The 16,881-nt window shown below is 64.9% G+C and carries 19 protein-coding genes; 11 read left to right on the top strand and 8 right to left on the bottom strand.

Going from position 1 to position 16,881, the window contains the following annotated elements:
• Positions 1–8: 8 nt before the first annotated feature.
• The 3 genes from N7E70_RS04950 to hemC form a co-directional block, all read right to left on the bottom strand.
• Positions 9–1,379: a COG4223 family protein gene (locus tag N7E70_RS04950; protein WP_067956166.1), complete on the bottom strand. Its 1,371-nt coding sequence runs from the start codon at positions 1,377–1,379 to the stop codon at positions 9–11.
• A 121-nt stretch (positions 1,380–1,500) separates the two neighbouring features.
• On the bottom strand, positions 1,501–2,217 hold the full coding sequence (locus N7E70_RS04945) for a uroporphyrinogen-III synthase (protein ID WP_263005680.1): 717 nt from the start codon (positions 2,215–2,217) through the stop codon (positions 1,501–1,503).
• A complete protein-coding gene (gene hemC, locus N7E70_RS04940; RefSeq protein ID WP_067956162.1) occupies positions 2,218–3,147 on the bottom strand; it encodes a hydroxymethylbilane synthase in 930 nt (309 codons plus the stop codon).
• A gap of 98 nt (positions 3,148–3,245) precedes the next feature.
• Here hemC and tsaD point away from each other — a divergent pair, with 98 nt between their 5' ends.
• Genes tsaD through N7E70_RS04915 form a run of 5 tightly spaced genes read left to right on the top strand, consistent with a single transcriptional unit; the run spans position 3,246 to position 6,756 of the window.
• Positions 3,246–4,331 (top strand): tRNA (adenosine(37)-N6)-threonylcarbamoyltransferase complex transferase subunit TsaD, encoded by a 1,086-nt coding sequence (gene tsaD, locus N7E70_RS04935; protein WP_263005732.1) that lies wholly within the window; start codon positions 3,246–3,248, stop codon positions 4,329–4,331.
• Positions 4,328–5,311: an NAD(P)H-dependent glycerol-3-phosphate dehydrogenase gene (locus tag N7E70_RS04930; protein ID WP_154386723.1), complete on the top strand. Its 984-nt coding sequence runs from the start codon at positions 4,328–4,330 to the stop codon at positions 5,309–5,311. Before tsaD ends, N7E70_RS04930 begins: the two co-directional genes overlap by 4 nt.
• A 23-nt stretch (positions 5,312–5,334) precedes the next feature.
• Positions 5,335–5,631: a YciI-like protein gene (locus N7E70_RS04925; RefSeq protein ID WP_067956152.1), complete on the top strand. Its 297-nt coding sequence runs from the start codon at positions 5,335–5,337 to the stop codon at positions 5,629–5,631.
• Positions 5,632–5,653: 22 nt separating this feature from the next.
• Positions 5,654–6,088: an EVE domain-containing protein gene (locus N7E70_RS04920; protein ID WP_067956147.1), complete on the top strand. Its 435-nt coding sequence runs from the start codon at positions 5,654–5,656 to the stop codon at positions 6,086–6,088.
• On the top strand, positions 6,043–6,756 hold the full coding sequence (locus tag N7E70_RS04915) for a class I SAM-dependent methyltransferase (protein WP_442866494.1): 714 nt from the start codon (positions 6,043–6,045) through the stop codon (positions 6,754–6,756). Before N7E70_RS04920 ends, N7E70_RS04915 begins: the two co-directional genes overlap by 46 nt.
• A 91-nt stretch (positions 6,757–6,847) precedes the next feature.
• Here the strand turns inward: N7E70_RS04915 and gcvA are convergent, their stop codons facing one another.
• A complete protein-coding gene (gene gcvA / locus N7E70_RS04910; RefSeq protein ID WP_067956146.1) occupies positions 6,848–7,765 on the bottom strand; it encodes a transcriptional regulator GcvA in 918 nt (305 codons plus the stop codon).
• A 134-nt stretch (positions 7,766–7,899) separates the two neighbouring features.
• Here gcvA and N7E70_RS04905 point away from each other — a divergent pair, with 134 nt between their 5' ends.
• Complete coding sequence (locus tag N7E70_RS04905; RefSeq protein WP_246670868.1) at positions 7,900–8,151, top strand: hypothetical protein; 252 nt, start codon at positions 7,900–7,902, stop codon at positions 8,149–8,151.
• 84 nt (positions 8,152–8,235) lie between these two features.
• Here N7E70_RS04905 and N7E70_RS04900 read toward each other — a convergent pair whose 3' ends face one another.
• The gene (locus tag N7E70_RS04900) at positions 8,236–8,703 is read right to left on the bottom strand and encodes a L,D-transpeptidase family protein (RefSeq protein ID WP_067965955.1); all 468 of its coding nucleotides are present in this window, start codon (positions 8,701–8,703) and stop codon (positions 8,236–8,238) included.
• A gap of 211 nt (positions 8,704–8,914) precedes the next feature.
• Between N7E70_RS04900 and N7E70_RS04895 the strand changes: the two genes are divergently transcribed.
• Complete coding sequence (locus tag N7E70_RS04895) at positions 8,915–9,598, top strand: response regulator transcription factor (protein WP_067956144.1); 684 nt, start codon at positions 8,915–8,917, stop codon at positions 9,596–9,598.
• A 126-nt stretch (positions 9,599–9,724) separates the two neighbouring features.
• Positions 9,725–10,180 carry a cyclic nucleotide-binding domain-containing protein gene (locus N7E70_RS04890; protein WP_067956143.1) on the top strand — a complete coding sequence of 152 codons (456 nt, stop codon included), beginning with the start codon at positions 9,725–9,727 and terminating at the stop codon, positions 10,178–10,180.
• A gap of 164 nt (positions 10,181–10,344) precedes the next feature.
• Here the strand turns inward: N7E70_RS04890 and N7E70_RS04885 are convergent, their stop codons facing one another.
• The 3 genes from N7E70_RS04885 to N7E70_RS04875 form a co-directional block, all read right to left on the bottom strand.
• A complete protein-coding gene (locus N7E70_RS04885; protein WP_263005679.1) occupies positions 10,345–11,151 on the bottom strand; it encodes an exodeoxyribonuclease III in 807 nt (268 codons plus the stop codon).
• Positions 11,152–11,336: 185 nt separating this feature from the next.
• On the bottom strand, positions 11,337–11,993 hold the full coding sequence (locus N7E70_RS04880; protein WP_263005678.1) for an outer membrane lipoprotein carrier protein LolA: 657 nt from the start codon (positions 11,991–11,993) through the stop codon (positions 11,337–11,339).
• A gap of 118 nt (positions 11,994–12,111) precedes the next feature.
• A complete protein-coding gene (locus tag N7E70_RS04875; RefSeq protein WP_263005677.1) occupies positions 12,112–14,772 on the bottom strand; it encodes a DNA translocase FtsK in 2,661 nt (886 codons plus the stop codon).
• Between the two features lie 253 nt (positions 14,773–15,025).
• Here N7E70_RS04875 and N7E70_RS04870 point away from each other — a divergent pair, with 253 nt between their 5' ends.
• The 3 genes from N7E70_RS04870 (at position 15,026) to N7E70_RS04860 (ending at position 16,824) form a co-directional block, all read left to right on the top strand.
• Entirely contained in the window at positions 15,026–15,277 is a 252-nt protein-coding gene (locus tag N7E70_RS04870) for a DUF1344 domain-containing protein (protein WP_083948380.1), read from the top strand.
• 132 nt (positions 15,278–15,409) lie between these two features.
• Entirely contained in the window at positions 15,410–15,829 is a 420-nt protein-coding gene (locus N7E70_RS04865; RefSeq protein WP_263005676.1) for a hypothetical protein, read from the top strand.
• A 188-nt stretch (positions 15,830–16,017) separates the two neighbouring features.
• The gene (locus N7E70_RS04860; RefSeq protein ID WP_263005675.1) at positions 16,018–16,824 is read left to right on the top strand and encodes a sulfotransferase family protein; all 807 of its coding nucleotides are present in this window, start codon (positions 16,018–16,020) and stop codon (positions 16,822–16,824) included.
• The last annotated feature ends 57 nt before the right edge of the window (positions 16,825–16,881 follow it).

Genomic DNA, 16,881 nt, shown 5'->3' with positions numbered 1-16,881 from the left:
GGCGTCCCTCATGCCTTCATCGCGCCGGCGACAAGCTTGTCGACCAGCGTTTCGACATCTAGCCGCGCCTTAAGCTTGGCAACGAAGTCGGCGCCCGCAGCCTTCGCCGTCTCGGGCAGCGTGTCATATTCGGCCAGCGCCTTGGCGAAATCGCCCTGGTTGACCGCCACCTCCATGCGCGCCACCGTCTCCGGCACGCCGGTGCCCTCGACCGCCCCGATCGGCCGCACCTGAACCAGTTGCTCGGCGCTCGACACCAGCCGTTCGAGGATGCCGGCATCCTCGTTGACCGGCTTGGCTGCAGCGATCATCGCATTCGCCGCCGCATCGGTTTCGGTCACGATATCGGCGCGTGTCGGCACGCCCTTTTCGGCATGAGCCCTCAGGGCCGCCAGTTCCGGCGCCTCCGGGGAAATCGCGGCGAAAGTTTCGAGCTCGGCGCCGAAGCCCGCGCCCCGGTCGACAGCCGCCTTCAACGCCGAAGCGGCGATCGCCAGCGCGATCTTGGGCTGCGACGCCTGTGCGTCGACCTTCGAAGTGAGCGCGGAGATGGACTGCTCCAGCGTCGCGATCTTGCCGTCATCGACCGTCGCCGCCTCGCCCGCCGACTTCAGCGCCGCGTCAAGGCCGCTGACGCGCTCGGTGAGTGCTGCGATCTCGCTCGAAGCGCCGTTGTTCTGGCTGAGCGAGGCCACGGCAGTTTCAACCTGCGCGATGCGGCCGTCGAGCGTGGCAAGGGCCTCATTCGACCCGGCCTGGCCGGCCGTCGCTTTCAGCGCCTCGATGTCCGACTTCACCTGCTGGACGGCAGCGGCGAGGCCGTCGACGTCACCCTTCAGCGCCGCACCGCCATTGGCGGCAGCACCGAGATCGGCCAGCTGCGACTTCAACGAGGCGATTTCGGCCTGCATCTGTCCATTGTCACCGGTTCCGGTACCGGGGGCACCCAGCACGCCGGCATATTGCAGCCCACCGGCCACCAACAGCGCGATCACGCCGCCGGCCAGGCCCGGCAGCAGTCCGGATGCTGATTGACGATTCGATGATGCAGCCGAGGCTGCAGCACTTGTTGCCCGCGACCCAGCCGAACTCGACGAAGCAGCACGCGACAACGCCTCGGCCTTGGGCGTTTCGGCCGGCTTGTCGTTTTCGAAGCTGTAGTCATAGGAGGCATAGGCGCTGTCTGCCTTCGCCGCCGTCTCCTCTGGCGGCGTCTCTGCCGAGGTCAGGGCTTCTTCGCCGGCCGTCGCCGCGACCGCCTCCGTCTCAGCGTCAGGCTTGGCGGCCTCTTCGACGCGCGACACCGCGCCCGACTCCAGTTCGATCGTCACCGGATCGCGATGCGTCTTCGAATGGCGCGTCTTCGGCGTCTTGACCATGCTGGGGGCTCCGCGATTTCGTTGGCATAAATCCCGCGGCAGATGCGGGTTCGAAGATCAAAAACCAGTAACACCCACCGTCCCGCGAAAAAAGGCCGGTTGATGGCAAGTAGCCTTTCCGTCAGTCGGGATCGCCGAGAAGCGCCAGCAGCGCATCCTCATTGGGATCGCGCGCGACCTCGACCCTGATACCGCCGACCAGCGCCGAAGCGATGCGGCCGGACAGGCAAAGGCAACGCGCGTTGCGCATCAGGAAATCCGCCTCGGCGTGCATTTCCATCAGCGAACCGAAGGCGGCTGCGGCACGCGCCGAGTAAACGAGCACGGCGTCGATTGGTTGCCCGCCAAGCTGCTGGCGCACGAAGGAAGGGGCCGGAGTGAGCGCGACAGTGTCATAAGTTTCGATCGGCACCACCCGCACCCCGTTGACGCCGAGGCGACGTTCGAAGTCCGGCATCCGTACCCGGCCGCACAGATAGGCAACCGTCGCCTTGCCGAGTTCGATTGCTATCATGTCGGCGAGCGCGGCAGCGTCGCCAGGACCTTCGTTGACGGAGTAGAAGCCGGCTTTGCGCGCGCTTTCCGCGGTCTTTGCGCCAACGGCGTGACAGGGCAGGCCCCGCAGTCGCTCGACAAGCCCGCTCGGCGCGTGTCGCAATGCGTTGGCGCTTGTCACCGCGATCGCCGTCGCGCCGGACGGGACGCTTTCACGCGCCACCGGCAGCGGTCGCGTTTCGGAAAGTGGCAAAATTACAGGCTCGAAGCCGAGCGCATCGAGGCGCCGCGCGGTGCGGGTTGCGCCGGGTTCCGGCCTCGTCACCAGCACCCGCTGTGCCATCTAGCTCCATCCCTCGAAGAATGTGGTGCCGGCCCGTGCCCGCACCTCGTCGCCGGCATTCCGGCCGATCTCGGCGGCATCCGCCGCCCGGCCGTCGGCCTTGGCCTCGTGCCACAGCGTACCATCCGGGGTCAGGATAAGCCCGGCGAAAGACAGCCTGTCGCCGTCGATCTCGGCATATCCGGCGATCGGCGTGCGGCAAGAGCCGTCGAGTGCGGCCAGAAACGCCCTTTCGCAGGCCAGAGCCTGCCCGGTCGGCTTGTGATCAATCGCCTCGAGCATGTTGGTGACAGCAGTATCGCCAATGCGGCTCTCGATGCAGATGGCACCCTGCCCGGGGGCCGGCGGGAAGGCGTCGAGCGCCATCAGATCGGTGATGACCTCCTCGAGCCCAAGCCGGCGCAGACCGGCATTGGCGAGGATCGTGCCCTCGGCCACCCCCTCGTCAAGCTTCCTCAGGCGGGTCTGCACGTTGCCGCGGAACATCACCACGTCGAGGTCGGGCCGCATGCGTCGGATCAGCGCCTGCCGCCTGAGCGACGAGGAGCCGACGACGGCACCTTGCGGCAGTTCCATGATGCTGGGTGCCGCGCGGCCGATGAACGCATCCCTTGGGTCCTCGCGCGGCAGGAACGCCGACAATTCGAGCCCGTCGGGCAGCTGCGTCGGCATGTCCTTGGACGAATGCACGGCGATGTCGATCTCGCCGGCATACATCGCCTCTTCCAGTTCCTTGGTGAACAGCCCCTTGCCGCCGGCGAGCGACAGTGGCCGGTCCTGGATGCGGTCGCCGCTGGTCGAAATCGTCACGATCTCGAATGCCTCTTCCGGCAGGCCGTGCGCTGCCATCAGCCGCGCACGCGTCTCGTGCGCCTGGGCGAGCGCCAGCAGGCTGCCGCGGGTTCCGATTCTCAAGGCTCTAGTTTGCATAGCGCTTGGTCCGTGATAACCCCGCGCTGGCGGGGCGGTCCCGTACCTCCTATCTAGGAAATTACCACCGGGCAATCATGCAGGGTAGCGACCAATTGATCCGTGTTCTTGGCATCGAGACAAGCTGCGACGAAACCGCGGCCAGCGTCGTTGCGCTCGAATCCGGGCAGCCGCCGCGCATCCTGTCGAACACGGTATTCAGCCAGATCGACGAGCACGCGGCCTTTGGCGGCGTCGTGCCGGAGATCGCCGCGCGCGCCCATGTCGAGGCTCTCGACGGCATCGTCGAGGCGGCGCTCGAGGATTCCGGCGTTGCCCTTGAAGACATCGACGCCATTGCCGCCACGGCCGGTCCCGGCCTCGTCGGCGGGCTGATCGTCGGGCTGATGACGGCCAAGGCGATTGCCGCTTCAGTGGGCAAGCCGCTGATCGCCATCAACCATCTCGAAGGCCACGCGCTGACGGCGCGGCTCACCGACGGCCTCGCATTTCCCTACCTCTTGCTGCTCGTCTCCGGCGGCCACACCCAGATCGTCCTGGTAAAGGGCGTCGGCGACTATCAGCGCTGGGCGACCACCATCGACGACGCGCTCGGCGAAGCCTTCGACAAGACCGCCAAGATGCTGGCCCTGCCTTATCCAGGTGGCCCCAATGTAGAAAAGGCAGCCCAGTCGGGCGACGCTTCGCGCTTTGTCTTCCCGCGCCCGATGAAGGGTTCGGCCCAGCCTGATTTCTCCTTCTCCGGCCTCAAGACCTCGGTGCGCCAGGCAGCAACATCGGTGGCACCCCTCAGCGACCAGGACGTCGCCGACATCTGCGCCTCGTTTCAGGCAGCCGTCACTGATACGCTCGGCGACCGCGTCAAGCGCGCGCTGGCCCGCTTCCGTGACGAGTTCCCCGACACCGCAGCCCCGGCCCTCGTCGTCGCCGGCGGGGTCGCCGCCAACAAACAGATCCGCGCCATGCTGGAAAAGCTCTGCGCCAAAAACGGTTTTGACTTCATCGCGCCACCGATGGCGCTGTGCACCGACAATGCCGCAATGATCGCCTGGGCCGGCATCGAGCGCCTGCGCGCCGATCTCGTCGAACCCAACGCATTCGATTTTGTACCGCGCTCGCGCTGGCCGCTGGACAGCGTGTCAGCCCCGGTCGTCGGTTCCGGCAGGCGGGGAGCCAAGGCATGAGCGCATACAAGGTCACGGTTCTCGGCGGCGGCGCCTGGGGCACGGCACTTGCGCTCGCCATGCTGCGCGCCGGCCATGCCGTCACGCTCTGGGCCCGCGACACAGACAGCGTCACGGCGATCGCCAAGGGCACCAACCCACGCTATCTCGCCGGCATCGTCTTCGAGACAGGCATCGCCGCCACAACCGACCTTGCCCAGGCGCTTGCCGGCACCGATTGCGTGCTGGTCGTCACCCCGGCACAGGCCCTGCGCAGCGTGCTGACCGAGGTCAAGCCGCATATCGCCGACGATGTTCCGCTGGTGCTCTGCGCCAAGGGTATCGAGCGCGACACCGGCCGCCTGCTGTCCGACATCTCCAGCGCAATCTTGCCCGACAATCCCGTGGCGGCACTGTCCGGCCCGAGTTTCGCCACCGACGTCTCGCGTGGACTCCCCACCGCCGTCGTCGTCGCTGCCGAAGACGAGGCGCTGGCCTCGGCTCTGGCGGTGCGCTTCTCGGCAGCCAACCTGCGCTGCTATTCCAGCGACGACCTGATCGGTGTCGAAATCGGCGGTGCGCTGAAAAACGTCTTTGCCATCGCCGCCGGTGCCGTCACCGGGGCCGGTCTCGGCGCCTCGGCCCAGGCAGCGCTTGTCACCCGTGGCTTCGTCGAACTGCGCCGCATCGGCGCCGCCTTCGGCGCCCGCCCCGAAACGCTGATGGGCCTGTCCGGCCTCGGCGACCTGATGCTGACCTGCTCGTCGGTGCAATCGCGCAATTTCGCTTATGGCGTGGCACTCGGCAAAGGCGAAGAGCTTGCCGGCCGCCCGCTCGCCGAAGGTGTCGCCACTGCCCACATCGCCGCCCGCATCGCCCGTGAACGTGGCCTCGACGCGCCGATCATCGAGGCAGTCGCGGCCCTGCTCGACAATGCCATTACCATCAACGAGGCCGTCGCCGGGCTGATGACCCGCCCGCTGCGCGCCGAAGCCGACTGAACGTCCAAATCGAGAGGGACAACATGCTTTTCGCACTGATCTGCAAGGACAAGCCGAACCATCTCCAGGTCCGCCTCGACGCACGGCCCGACCATGTCGCCTTCCTCAACGACCTCAACGCCAAGGGCGCGCTGAAATTCGCCGGCCCCTTCCTCGATGCCGACGGCAAGCCGGATGGTTCGCTCGTCGTCATCGATGCCGCTGACGCGGAGGCTGCCCAGGCAGTCGCCGGCACCGACCCCTACGCCAAGGCCGGCCTGTTCGAGAGCGTCCAGATCCGGCCGTGGAACTGGGTCTTCAACAACCCGGCCAGCGCCTGACCACAAGCCAAGAGGGGACGAGATGAGCGAGAAGAAATACTGGCTGTTCAAATCCGAGCCGTTCAAATTCTCCTTCGAGATGTTGAAGGCCAAGGGCAAGGAAGGCACGCAGTGGGACGGCGTGCGCAACTACCTCGCCCGCAACAACATGCGCGCCATGCAGATCGGTGACCTCGGCTTTTTCTACCACTCCAATGAGGGGCTCGAAGTCGTCGGCATCGCCGAGGTTTGCGCGCTCGCCCATCATGACACAACGACTGAAGACCCGCGTTGGGAGTGCGTCGACATCCGCTACCACAGCCCGGTCCCCAAGCCGGTGACCCTTGCCGACGTCAAGGCCAATCCGAAGCTCGAAAAGATGGCGCTCGTCACCTCGATGCGCCTGTCCGTCCAGCCGGTGACGCCTGACGAATGGCAGGAGGTCTGCCGCATGGCAGGCCTCGACAGGGCGCCGTGACCACGGTTTCCCCGACACGGCTGACATCAGAGGGGGCGGCAAGCTTCATCCGCGCCAACACGGCGCTGATGCGGCCGCCGCATGTGCCCGAGGTCGCACTCCATCTCGCCGACGAAGCGCACGACCTCTGGCATCGCACCGAGGAAGAGCTGTCCGAGATCGGCCTGCCGCCGCCCTTCTGGGCCTTCGCCTGGGCCGGCGGCCAGGGTCTGGCGCGCTACGTACTCGATCATCCCGAAACCGTGGCCGGCAAGCGTGTGCTCGACTTTGCCTCCGGCTCGGGTCTCGTCGCCATCGCTGCGATGAAGGCGGGGGCTGCAAACCTTACAGGCGCCGACATCGACCCGTTCTGCGAGACGGCGATCCGGCTGAATGCCGAGGCCAATGCCGTTGAGGTCGGCTTCCTCGGCGCCGACCAGGTCGGGCGCGACGACGGCTGGGATGTCGTCCTCGCCGGCGACGTCTTTTACGAAAAGCCTTTCGCCGACCGGCTCGTGCCGTGGTTCGAAGCGCTTCGGTCCCGCGGCGCCGACGTGCTCGTCGGCGACCCCGGCCGCTCCTACCTGCCCAAGGACCGGCTGCAAAAGCTCGCCACCTACGAGGTGCCGGTCACCCGCGCCCTCGAGGACGCCGAGGTCAAGCGCACCATCGTCTGGCGATTTGCCTGAACCGAGCTCCCTGCGATCGTCATCCCGGGCGATCGGGTCCGGATAACCCTACGCTGCGCTCCGGTTTCCGGGATGACGTGAATCGACGCACTCAAATCTCCGTCTTCGCCGCCTCCTCGATGATCCAGTCTCGGAACGCCCCGATGCGCGGGTCGCCCTCCGACGTCTTGGGATAGACCAGGAAATAGGCGAACTCACGCGACACCCGGATGCCCAGGTCGAATGGCCGGACCAGCCGCCCCTCCGACAGGTCGTTGGCGACCATGGCGAAATCGGCAAGCGCCACGACGCTGCCGTCGATCGCCGCCTGTACCGCGTCCGACGAGGTGGTGAAGACGATGGCGCGGCTGTCGTCGAAATCGTCGACGCCGGCAGCTGCCATCCACATCCGCCAGTTCGGCCAGGTCACGCCCTGCTGCGACCACTCGATATGCACCAGTGTGTGGTGGAACAGGTCGCGCGGCACCTTGAGCGGCGGCCCGGATGCCAGGAGCCGCGGGCTGCACACCGGGATGATCATGTTGTCGAACAGCCGGTCGGCGCGCAGGCCGGGATACTTGCCCATGCCGAAGCGGATCGCCACATCGACATCGTCGAGGTCGAAGTCGCGCACCTCGTAGCTGATGTCGAAACGCAGCTCGATGTCGGCATGCAGCTTGCGGAACCCGTCGATGCGTCGCATCAGCCATTTCGAGGCGAATTGCGCATCGAGCGTCACCTTGAGCAGCGCCGTGCCGCGGCTGAGCTTGCGCGCCCGCGACACCGCGCGGTTGAGCACGTCGAGCGCATCGACCGAAGCGTCGACCAGCGCCGATCCTGCCTCGGTCAGCCTGATGCTCCGACTGGTGCGGGTGAACAGGGTGACGCCGAGCTGGTCCTCGATTTCCTTGATCTGGTGGCTGACCGCAGCCGGCGTCAGGCCGAGCTCGTCGGCGGCGCGGGTGAAATTCAGATGCTTGCCTGCGGCCGCCAGCGTTCGCAAAGCACGTGTCCCAGGTACGAAGCGCATTGCCGGATCTTCAAATTTGGTTTGATGGTCGAGAAAGAACTACTCGTTTCTCTTTTGCCTTTCAGCACTGCATCATGAGCCCAGTTCAACCAATGTCAAACCGGATTTGATGTCCGGACGAAACGGAAATGACCATGTCCACCGCTGTCTTGAGAACCACCTTTGTCCAGCCGTCGCGGCTGCAGCCGGTTTTCGACTGGCTTCGCCAGATGCGGGCAGCACTCAACGTGCCGGCGCCGCAGGATGCGGCCGAGCTGTCGGACCATTATCGCCGCGACACCGGTATCGCCCAAAAGGATATCGCCAGGGCCGTCGATGCGGATCTCGGCCGTCTCGGCCTGCTCGACATCGGCTGGCAGCAGCCCCGTCGCCTGAACCGTCACTGATTCCCATCTCCCAAGCTCACTCTGGGAGCACGCTCGGCCCGAGGATCATGTCTCCCGATCTTCGGGCCGCTTTCTGTGCAGTGACTAGCGCACCACCTTCAGCACGGTCCGGCGCGACAGTTGCGGCAGAAGCCGCGCCATCACCTGCGCCGTGACCGCGACGCAGCCTTGCGTCGGCGTGAAACCCGGCCGCGCCAGGTGGAAGAAGATAGCGCTCCCGCGCCCGCGCCGGCGGGGCCGGATGTTCCAGTCGAGCACCAGGCAAGCATCGTAGAGGTTGTCGTCGCGCTTCATCCGCTCATGGCTGGCGCCGTAAGGTATCTTCACCGGCCTGTTGTAGTTGCGGTCGTCCGGCACCTCGCACCAGCCGAGATCGGCGCCGATCGGGCTCATAGGCAGGCGGCTCTGCCCCGCCACGAACTGGTCGCGGCGGAAATAGCCCGACAACAGCCGCATCGACGCCAGCGGCGTGCCGCCGTCGCCCTCGCGCTTGCTCGCGGTGATGCCGCCGCGCCCCAGCGCGCAGGGAAACACCAGCCCGCCGACCTGCATCAGCCCCTTGGTCGGGTCGCCGGGCTTGGCCCGCACGACGATTGTCGAAATGCCATTGCGCAAAAATGCACCCGCCCCAATTACGCCTTTGATTTTTCTTGTATGATCGCCTTGCGGAACAAATCACTACCGCTGAAAGTTGTGGCGATCAGCTTCCGCATTCGATTGCCGCGGTCAACTGAATACTGATTTTGAAACAACGGATTGATCCATGACCTCACGCACTATCCTCATCGTCGACGATGACGACGATCTGCGCAGCACATTGGTCGAACAGCTGGCGCTCTACGAGGAGTTCGAAGTCCTTGAGGAAGCGACGGCGGCCAAGGGCGTCAACGCGGCGCGCGCCGGCCTCATAGACCTGCTGATCATGGATGTCGGCCTGCCCGACATGGATGGGCGCGAGGCGGTCAAGATCCTGCGCAAGGGCGGCTACAAGGCGCCGATCATCATGCTGACCGGCCACGACACCGATTCCGACACCATCCTCGGCCTCGAAGCCGGCGCCAACGACTATGTCACCAAGCCGTTCCGCTTCGCCGTCCTGCTCGCCCGCATCCGCGCCCAGCTGCGCCAGCACGAGCAGAGTGAGGACGCCACCTTCTCGGTCGGGCCCTATACGTTCAAGCCGAGCCAGAAGCTTCTCATCGACGCCCGCGGCGGCAAGGTCAGGCTGACCGAAAAGGAAGCCTCGATCATCAAGTATCTCTACCGCGCCGACCAGAAAGTGGTCACCCGCGACGTCCTTCTCGAGGAAGTCTGGGGCTATAATTCGGGGGTCACGACCCACACGCTGGAAACCCATGTCTACCGGCTGCGCCAGAAGATCGAGCGCGATCCTTCCAATGCTGAAATTCTTGTGACAGAAAGCGGCGGATACAAGCTGGTCCCCTGACTGGTTTGCTGAATCGCCCCAAAATCAGCTTTGGTTTTCGGGGGGATAAGCGGAATATGTTGTTAGTTTGGAACGGGGAACCGGCTAACAACGGGAGGGGAGCCAGTCTGAGAAGTCGGGGACATAATGGCGCTGGATGACGACATCCGCATCCTGTCCGGCGTGAGGCTGTTTGAGGGCTTCACACAAGAACAGCTGCGTTTGCTGGCTTTCGGCGCGGAGAATGTGAACCTCCCCGCCGATCGCAAGCTCTACCGCGAGGACGACGAGGCCGATTCGGCCTATGTCGTGATATCGGGACGTATTGCGCTTTACCGCGAGACCGACGGCGTGCGCGCCGATCTCGGCTCCGCCGGCCCCGGCTCGATGCTCGGCGAACTCGCCCTCATCGCCGATACCAGGCGCCTGACCAGTGCTGCCGCCGCCATTGATTCGGAAATCATCCGACTGAATCGCAAGATGTTCCACCGCATCCTCGAGGAATACCCCGAACTCGCGGAGCGGCTGCACCAGCACATCCTCGAAGACCTCCAGGACATGATCGCCCGCATCGAGAGCATGGCACCGAGATTCGGGAAGTAGTCGGCCAGCCGTCAATTCAATTCGGCCAGCTGGGCACGGCCGGATCGGGCCAGGCCGAGCCGAAAATGATGGATTCCGAGTACCGGAGCGGAGCGGACATTCAGGTCCGTGAGCACCGGAAGCGCAGAAAGCCGCCATTTGCAGGCCGGCCTCGCCAGAATCCCTCAGTCGAGGTCGAAGCGCGCTATGACTGGCACATGATCCGACGGCCGTTCCCAGCCGCGGGCGGCGCTCAGGATATCGATGCCGGCAAGCTTCGGCGCGAGGTTGGCCGAGGACCAGACGTGATCGAGCCGTCGGCCGCGGTTGGAGATTTCCCAGTCCTTCGCCCGGTAGCTCCACCAAGTGTAGATCTTCTGGTCGTCGGGCACGTTGAGCCGCATCAGGTCGACCCACTCGCCGGCCTTGCGCATCGCTTCGAAGCTTTCGGTCTCGACGGGCGTGTGGCTGACGACGTTGAGCAGTTGCTTGTGCGACCAGACGTCGTGCTCCAGTGGGGCGATGTTGAGGTCGCCGACCAGCACCGAAGCCGAACCTTCGTCATGGTCGGCGCGGATCGCGTTCATCTCCGAAACGAAGCCGAGCTTGTGACGGAACTTCGGGTTGATCTCGACATCGGGCTCGTCGCCGCCAGCTGGAACGTAGAAATTGTGCAGCGTCACCTTCTTGCCGCCGGCCTCGAAACGCACCGACAGATGCCGGCTGTCATCGATTTCGCAGAAGCGCCGCTTCTCCACGACCTCCAGTGGCCGCCGCGCCACGGTGGCGACGCCGTGATAGCCCTTCTGGCCATGGAAGGCGATGTGCTCGTAGCCGGCCTTGCGGAACGCCGCCGACGGAAACTGGTCGTCGGGACACTTGGTTTCCTGAAGGCACAAAACGTCGGGCGCCTGCTCGCTCAGCAGCCGCTCGACCAGCGGCATGCGCAGGCGCACGGAGTTGATGTTCCAGGTGGCGATGGAAAAGGGCATGGCAGGTTCCGGCAACAGGTTGCGGCGGAACCTGCCAGCACGGACCTGCGATGACAAGGCACGATGCCCGATGCGGCGCCCGTGCCGCCGATGTCCACAACTAAGCCGGGCAGTCCAGCGAATGAGGCCGCGCCCCTAGCTTGCCGCGCCAGATGGCCGGCAAGGTAGAGTTGGCGGGCAGCCTGTTAGTCGCCCTTCTTCTGCGCGTTCAGCTCGCGATTGAGCTTGTAGTCGATCTTGAACGTATCGCCCGGGAAGGAACCGCCCTGCTTGACGTTGAACACCATGACGGTGGTGTCCTTGCCCTGGGCGTCGGTAATCGTCCACTGGCGCAGTTCGTAGGTCTTGGGGTCGAACATCATGGTGATGGTCGAATTGCCGAAGACCTGCTTGTCCGACAGCTTGATGGTGGTCAGGTCGTCCTCTTCGGTGACGCTCTTGACCTTGTTGCCGCTGAGGTCGATGCGCTCGTCGAGCAACAGCTTCAGCGGCGTTTTCGACAGCGGATAGAGGTCGGAGGTGCGCATCTTCGAGTTGAGGATGACCACCGACTGGCCGTCGGAAATCACCTTGAAGTTCGACGGTGCCTCGTAGTTGAATCGGATCTTTCCCGGACGCTGCAGGAAGAACTTGCCGCCGGTCTGTTCGCCGCGCGGACCAAACTGCACGAACTCGCCCGACATCGAGCGCACGCTCGAGAAATGATCGGCGATGCGCTGGGCGGCATCGGAGCCTTGTGCCTGTACCGGGCCGTTGAAGGCCACCAGCGGCGTCGCGGTCAGCGCGATCGCGGCCGCGAAGCCGAGCAGGCGTCGGCGGGTCGGAGTGCGGATATGGTTCATGCCGGTTACTCTCTCATTCAAGTTCGACGGTTGTATCGGCACTTAGTAGGGCTGAAGTTTGACATGGTTCACGGCCTCGCGCACTGAACGCGAAAACGTGATCGCCAGTTCCCCGATCCTACATCTTGTCGTCTTCCGTCGGCACCAGAATCTCGCGCTTGCCGGCATGATTTGCCGGACCGACGATGCCCTCCTGCTCCATCCGCTCGATGATCGACGCCGCGCGGTTGTAGCCGATGCCGAGGCGGCGCTGGATGTAGCTGGTCGATGCCTTGCCGTCACGCAGCACCACCGATACCGCCTGGTCGTAGGGATCGTCCGAATCCTCGAAATTGCCGCCACCGCCATTACCGCCGCCCTTGCCCGACGACTCGTCCTCGTCCTCGCCGTCATCCTCGGTGATGGCGTCGAGATATTCCGGCACGCCCTGCAGCTTGAGATGGGCAACGACCTTCTCGACCTCGTCGTCGGCGACGAAAGGGCCATGGACGCGCTGGATGCGGCCGCCGCCGGCCATATAGAGCATGTCGCCCATGCCGAGCAGCTGTTCGGCGCCCTGCTCGCCGAGAATGGTGCGACTGTCGATCTTCGACGTCACCTGGAACGATATGCGGGTCGGGAAGTTGGCCTTGATGGTGCCGGTGATGACGTCGACCGACGGACGCTGGGTCGCCATGATCACGTGGATGCCGGCCGCGCGCGCCATCTGCGCCAGGCGCTGGACCGCACCTTCGATGTCCTTGCCGGCGACCATCATCAGGTCGGCCATTTCGTCGATGATGACGACGATGTAGGGCAGCGGCGCCAGATCGAGATTTTCGGTTTCGTAGATCGCCTCGCCGGTCTGACGGTCGAAGCCGGTCTGCACCGTGCGCGAGATCTGCTCGCCCTTCTTTTCCGCCTGGCTGACGCGCGCGTTGAAGCCGTCGATGTTGCGCACGCCGACCTTGGACATCTTGCGGTAGCGGTCTTCCATCTCCCGCACCGTCCATTTCAGCGCCACCACGGCCTTCTTTGGATCGGTGACGACAGGGGTCAGAAGATGTGGGATGCCGTCATAGACGGACAGTTCCAGCATCTTCGGATCGATCATGATCAGGCGGCATTCCTGCGGCGTCATCCGATAGAGCAAGGACAGGATCATGGTGTTGATGGCGACCGACTTGCCCGAGCCGGTGGTACCGGCGACCAGCACGTGCGGCATCTTGGCGATGTCGACGATGACGGCCTCGCCATTGATCGTCTTGCCAAGTGCCAGCGCCAGCTTCGACTTGGTCGTCTCGAAGTCGCGGCTCGCCAGAATCTCGCGGAGATAGACGGTTTCGCGCTTGGCGTTCGGCAGTTCGATGCCGATCGCATTGCGCCCCGGCACCACCGCGACGCGGGCGGCAATCGCGCTCATCGAGCGGGCGATGTCGTCGGCGAGGCCGATGACGCGACTCGACTTGATACCGGGCGCCGGCTCCAGTTCGTAGAGCGTGACGACGGGGCCGGGACGGACATGGATGATCTCGCCCTTGACGCCGAAATCTTCGAGCACGCCTTCCAGCAGCCGCGCATTCTGTTCCAGCGCATCCTTGGAAAGCGAGGCGTCACGCACGACGTTCTTGGGCTCGGCCAGGAAATGCAGCGACGGCATCTCGAATGTCTCGGTGCCGATCAGCGTGGTCTGGGCCTCGCGTTGGACACGGGCTCCTGGTGCCGGCCGGGGGGCCGGTGCGGCGACACGCGCGGCGGGAGATCCAGCCTCCGGCGAGCGGAAATTCTGCACCTGGGCATTGGCGCCCCGGCGCTCGGATGACACCGGCGGCATGTCCATGTCGTCGTCGTCACCGAAGACATCCTGGTCGTTGGGGTCGATCGAAACCGAGCGTTCCGACACCATCTGGGCAAAGAATTCGGGTTCGACGCGGGCGCGGCCGCCTGTCGTAACGCGCTGCTCGGCGCGCTCGGCCGATTCGACGCGCTCGGCCGCCTGCCGCCAGGCGCTCTCGCGCTTGACCGGCGGCAGGTCGTAGCCTTCCAGCTCGCGCCGCTTGGCGGCGCGGCGGCGCATCCAGGCCCTGGCCGACAACCACCAGTGGGCGATGGCGCCAAGCGCCAGCACGCCCTCGTTTTCGTCCTCGTCCTCGTCGTCGAAGCTGGCGAAGTCCTGCTCGCGCATGTCGGGCTTGGGCTTGGGATTGACCACTGCAAAGCCGTTCTCGCGGTTGAGCAGGCCGGCGCCGAAGGCAAACAGCCAGATCGCCGGCGCAATCAGCAACACGCCAATGACGGTGGCGATCAGCCCGGTTGGATAGCCGCCGATGAACAGCCCCGGCACCTTGAGCACCATGTCGCCGAACACGCCACCGAGGCCGGTCGGCAGCGGCCAGGTCGGCGGTGCGCCGACACAGCCGGCAATGGCCGCGCCAAGAAGTGCCGAGCCGAACCAGACCAGGCCGCGCTTGGGCATGCGGTCGACGCCGCGCGCGGTGACGAACAGCACGCCCCAGATCACCGCCGGCATCAGGGCAGCGACCGAGGCAAGGCCGAAGAACTGCATCGCGAGATCGGCGAACACCGCACCCCCATACCCCATGGCGTTGGTGACGGGATTGTCGGTGGCATGGCTGAAGCTCGGGTCGGCGACATTCCAGGTGCCGAGCGCCGCCAGCCCGAAGGCCACGAAGGCAAACAGGCCCAGACCCGCCGCCCGGCCTGCCTGCCGTCGCGCGAATGCCTGAATGCCGTGCCCCGTCTCGGTCAGCGCGAGCGGTGAGGAAACCCCAGAACGCATGCCTCGTCCCCGTCCATTGATGCCGTGGCCCGCATGCGGACGCATGGCGGGCAGATTCGTTTGCCAGACTATCGGGGCGAAGGTTAAGGCGGCATTAAGGTTAAGCCATTGTTCACGCAACAGCCCCTTGGACGCTTCCGCGAGCGGCGGCAAACAACGCGTCACTCCTCCCCGGCATAGGCATTTTTGATGCAACCATCCTGTCTCCGTGGCGTTGGGTCTGCCGGAAGGGACCAGAAACGAGGAGAAGAAAATGAGAAAGCTCATTTTGGCTTTGGGTGCGGCAGCCTTGATGGCTGGCGCCGCTTGGGCAGCTTCGGCCGACGGCGTGGTCAAGGAGTTCAACAAGGACACCCGCGTGATCACGCTCGAGGACGGCAAGACTTACACCGTCCCGGCTGACGTGGCACTTCCCGCCGATCTGGCGGCAGGCATGAAGGTGTCGATTACCGTTGCCGATGACGATGCCACCAAGGTGACCGCCGTCATGACGTCGGCGATGTAACGACCCCGACCTGGCTCGCAGAAACCCCGTCCCGACAGGACGGGGTTTTTGCATTTCCGGTCCAAAACAGGCTTGCCGCAGAGACCGCAGCGCCATAGTTTTCCATATTAGGAAAATCTAATGGAGGCAGCGATGAAGCACCATAGCATCGAGCAACTGCAGGCCTTCGCAGACATCCAGCCGCTCAGCCCCTATCTGCCGATGACGCGCACCGAGCGTCTCGAACGCTGGGCGCAACTGCTCGAGGATCAGCCCGAACGGCGCCTCGGCACACTGTCCGGCACCGAATACGCCCCGCGCGCCGAACGGCTCGCCATGCGTGTGGCGGGCTCGCCCATCACAGTGGCATTCGAGGATCCTGCCTTCCGGGCAGCCGGCCTCGAAGACGACAGCTACGGCGCCGCCAAGCGCTTCTTCGACCTGTCCGACCGGCAGTTGCACAACATCGTTTGCTACTGTCATTTCGGCGACGCGGTCAGGGGTGCGAGTGCTGCCCGCCGTGTCCGCGCAGCGATCAGCATGTGGACGCGCATCCGGGCCTTCTTCGCCTGAAGGCGCAGAGAGTACAGCCGGAATCCAGGCAAGGGCCCGGCTGGATCGGGCCCCGGCAGACACTGTGCCGGTCTGCCACCGGGTAGACACATTAGGATGCACACATATAATCGACCGACCGGGCCAAGGCCCGGATAGCGCGGCGCATCTGCGTCGCTTTGCCCCCTCGGAATCGAGCCAGGAGCCAGATGCCGACAGGATTGAGATTCTTCGACGCGACCTACTATCCCGTGCCCAAGAGCGGCAGCAGCAGCGTCAAATACCTGCTCATGCAGGTGGCCGGCGCCGATCAGGCGCTCGACAATCCCGACGACGACGTCCATCACCACCTCGGCACCAATCTGGTCGATCCATTTCGCCCGATGCACAATGCCGACGCCAAGCCCTTCACCATCGTCAGGGACCCGGTCGAGCGGTTGCTGTCGGCCTATTCCGACCGCGTCGTCAAAGCCGGCCTGCTGACGTCAGACGAAGCCGACAGCGAGTTGGCCCGCGAGCTCGGCCTGTCGCTCGAACCGGATCTTGAAACCTTCATCCTCAGGGTCGAGGACTATTGCCGCATCTGCGCCGACGTCCGCTTTCATGTTGCCTCGCCGCGCTACTTTCTCGGCAGCAACCTTTTCCTGTTCGACAGGGTGTTCAAGCTGGAGAAGGTCGACCAGGTCGCGGCCTATATCAGCGAGATCGTCGGTCAGGACGTGTCGATGCCGCACATCCACGTCTCCAGCGGCCAGGCCAGCCCATCCGACCTGTCGCCGACAGCACTCGCCAAGGCACTGCGCTTCTGCCGCTACGACTACGCCTTCCTCGTCGACCTCTATGACGCCGGCCGCTGGGGCGCCATTCCGCGCGGCACGCGCCGCGATCCATCGACACTGAGCGTCTATCGCGATCCAGCGAAATATGAGGGCGACAGCTATCCGCGAACGCCGCGCAACCTGCGCAACTTCCTGAGCAAACGCCCGCTCGATCCGGCATTGCCCAAGACGGACTGACGCTATTCCAGACAAAAAGGAGGCCCGGATTGCTCCGGGCCTCAAAGCGCAGCTGCC

Origin of the sequence: Aminobacter sp. NyZ550, assembly GCF_025628925.2 — a bacterium.
GTDB lineage: Bacteria > Pseudomonadota > Alphaproteobacteria > Rhizobiales > Rhizobiaceae > Aminobacter > Aminobacter ciceronei.
Note: the sequence above shows the minus strand (reverse complement) of the source record. Positions and strands in the feature narration are given on the sequence as shown.